Source organism: Simplicispira sp. (genome assembly GCF_028687295.1).
In the GTDB taxonomy this organism is placed as follows: Bacteria; Pseudomonadota; Gammaproteobacteria; order Burkholderiales; family Burkholderiaceae_C; genus Simplicispira; species Simplicispira metamorpha.
Map to the genome: position 1 here is coordinate 3,570 of NZ_JAQUAL010000178.1, position 2,624 is coordinate 6,193.

Here is a 2,624-nt window from a genome sequence, read left to right on the forward strand (position 1 = left end):
GCCGCTCACCCTCGCGCTCCAGCGACTGCTGGCTGCCATCGCGCAGCGCCAGCCCCACACCGGCGGTGGCCAGCGCCATGATGCTGACGACCACCAGCAGCTCCAGCAGCGTGAAGCCCCGCGCGCGCCGCAAAGTCACTGCCAACTGCCGATATCCGCATCCTTGCCCTCGCCACCCGATTGGCCGTCGGCGCCGAAGGACATCACATCGATCTCGCCCTTCACACCGGGGTTGAGGTACTGGTAGGGGCGGCCCCAGGGATCGTTGGGCAACTTTTCGAGGTAGGGCTTCCAGTTCATCGGCTGCGGGCCGGTGGTGGGCTTGGCAATCAGCGCTTGCAGACCCTGCTCGGCGGTGGGGTAGCGCTGGTTGTCCAGGCGGTAGAGCTTGAGCGCCTGCATCAGGTTGGTGACATCGGTGCGTGCGGCGGTGGTGCGGGCGTCATCGGCGCGATCGAGCACGTTGGGCACGACCAGCGCTGCCAGTACGCCGATGATGACCAGTACCACCATCAACTCGATCAGCGTGAAACCAGCGGCCAGGCGGCGGCGCGCGGTGCGCACCAAGGAGAAAGAGCGTGTCATGGCAAGGGCAATCGGGTGGGGGAAACAGGGTGCGGTGCGGGGCACAGCGCGGCAGGTGCGGCACAGGCGCCGCGCAAATCGGCTGAATGATAATCCTGCGATGGTGACAAATCTTGACCACAGCTGGGGCGTGCGCCTGGCAACCTTTGCACTGGCAGCGTTGGCAGCGGCCAGTGTGGCCTATTGGGGTTTGCGCCTGTCGGCTCCGGCAGCCACGCTGCCCGAGGCGGCCGTGGCGGTGGCGCCGCCCGCGCCCGATGTGCAGGCCATGGCCCGTTTGTTGGGTGCCGGGCCAGTGGCAGCGCCGGCCGCAGCGCCCGCACCATCGGCGTCGAGCCGCTTTGCGCTGGTGGGGGTACTGGCCGGGCGCGACAGCGGTGGCGGCGTCGCTCTGATCGCGCTGGATGGCCAGCCACCCAAGCCGTACCGTGTCGGCGCGCAGGTCGATGCAGGTTGGGTCTTGCAGTCTCTCGGGCCGCGCCAGGCCCGCTTGGGGGCCGCGCTCAACGGCCAGTCTGCGCTGACGCTGGAAATGCCGCAGCGCCGCTAGGGCAGCGCACGCGGCAGCCTCGCACCAAACCAGGGCCTGCCCGCAAAAGACCTCCTGCGGTGCTGCGCTGCACCTGAAGCATCGCGAACCCGTTTTATGCACTTGCCTGCGGGCTGGGGTGGTGCGGCTAACGCCATTCCCATGTTGTCTTCGTTGTGAATTTTCAGTACTGCCGCTGGCTTTCATGGCCATCATGGGCCTGGCGCTGCTGGCTTACGTGGTGCTGGACGGCTACGACCTGGGCGTGGGCATCTTGCTGCCCTTTGCCACCGATGCAGAAAAAGACTTGACTACTCCCCGTCATGAATGACGGGGATTCTTGGCGCATGAGCGCAGTCCCCATCTTCAGCCGGAGTTCCTTCTGCAAGACGCGCTAGCCCGCGCGCGAGAATGTTTTTGGCAGCATTGACATCGCGGTCGTGTTGCGCGCCGCACTCTCTGCAAACCCATTCTCTTATTCGCAAACCTGCTCTACCTTTCGGACTGCTGGCAGGGATGGCCCCGCAGCACGAACAAGTCTGGGTGGTGTAGTTTTCATTCACTACCTCAAAGACGATACCGGCCTGGTGGCTCTTGTATTCCAACATCGTCTTCAGCGTTGACCAGCCCGCGTCCAGCGTGCTTTTGGCCATCTTGGTTTTGACCAGCTTTGCGCTGGCTACGTCGCCCACGAATATGGCGGCGTTGTTTTGGACCAGCGCGCTACTGAACTTGTGCAGCAAGTCTTTACGCTGGTTGGCAATTTTTGCGTGGATGGCGCGGGCGCGCTTTTTCTTGTGCGCCCGCTGGGCTATGCCGAGCTGGCATTCGAGCTTGCGGTAAAAGCGCCCCTCGATGCGCTCGCCCGTGGAGGCGACTGCCGCTTCTTTCAGGCCCAGGTCAATGCCGACGCTGGCCGTACCCGCCGTGGCTTTGGGCTGCACCTTGACCACCACATTCAGATACCAGTGCCCGCGCGTATCCTGGCTGAAGCTGCCCGCGCGCAATTCGTAGTCGCTCAGGCCGTAGCTGTCCCAGAGGTTGAATTTCTGGCCCGCAAAGGCAATCTGCCCGGCCTTGTATTGCAAGGCCCGCGCCTTGAATGGAATCCAGCCCAGGCTGTACTTGCTGCTTTGCGGGCTGGAGACACGCCAGCGCAGCTTGGCGCGCTTGAACTGCTTGCGCGCCTTGGCGTAGTCCTCGCACACCTGCTGCACGGTGGGCGATCCAATCAAAACACCGTCGCACTTGCTGAAGCCGTTGGTCAGCTTTTGCAGGTCGTAGCCTGAGAGCCACTGGCGCCGCTCCCGAATCGCACGGTGGCTGGTTTCGTTGCAAAAATTCCAGACCTGGTTGACCTCGCGCGCCATCGCAGAGAGCACGCGGGCGTGCTTGTCTTTGATGCGCAGGCGCAGGGTTTTGGTGCAGTCCATAGCGTTGGATTATTCAATGGATGCAGATCCAAAGCGAGCGCAATTGGGCACCGCTGCACAACCGCCCCTGAGGACGG

At 63.7% G+C, this 2,624-nt stretch carries 4 protein-coding genes and 1 pseudogene; 2 read left to right on the plus strand and 3 right to left on the minus strand.

The window, feature by feature from the left end:
* Both PHX69_RS14780 and gspG read right to left on the minus strand, forming a co-directional pair.
* Positions 1-133, minus strand: a 133-nt coding sequence (locus tag PHX69_RS14780; protein WP_288044706.1) for a type II secretion system protein, incomplete at its 3' end; no start/stop codon positions are given.
* Positions 134-135: 2 nt separating this feature from the next.
* On the minus strand, positions 136-585 hold the full coding sequence (gene gspG, locus PHX69_RS14785) for a type II secretion system major pseudopilin GspG (RefSeq protein WP_288044702.1): 450 nt from the start codon (positions 583-585) through the stop codon (positions 136-138).
* Between the two features lie 100 nt (positions 586-685).
* Here gspG and PHX69_RS14790 point away from each other — a divergent pair, with 100 nt between their 5' ends.
* Positions 686-1,135 (plus strand): type II secretion system protein N, encoded by a 450-nt coding sequence (locus tag PHX69_RS14790; RefSeq protein ID WP_288044703.1) that lies wholly within the window; start codon positions 686-688, stop codon positions 1,133-1,135.
* Positions 1,136-1,319: 184 nt separating this feature from the next.
* Positions 1,320-1,421: pseudogene (locus tag PHX69_RS14795) on the plus strand (cytochrome d ubiquinol oxidase subunit II); the annotation flags it as partial.
* Between the two features lie 4 nt (positions 1,422-1,425).
* Here PHX69_RS14795 and PHX69_RS14800 read toward each other — a convergent pair.
* Positions 1,426-2,547: an RNA-guided endonuclease InsQ/TnpB family protein gene (locus PHX69_RS14800; protein WP_288044704.1), complete on the minus strand. Its 1,122-nt coding sequence runs from the start codon at positions 2,545-2,547 to the stop codon at positions 1,426-1,428.
* Positions 2,548-2,624 lie beyond the last annotated feature (77 nt).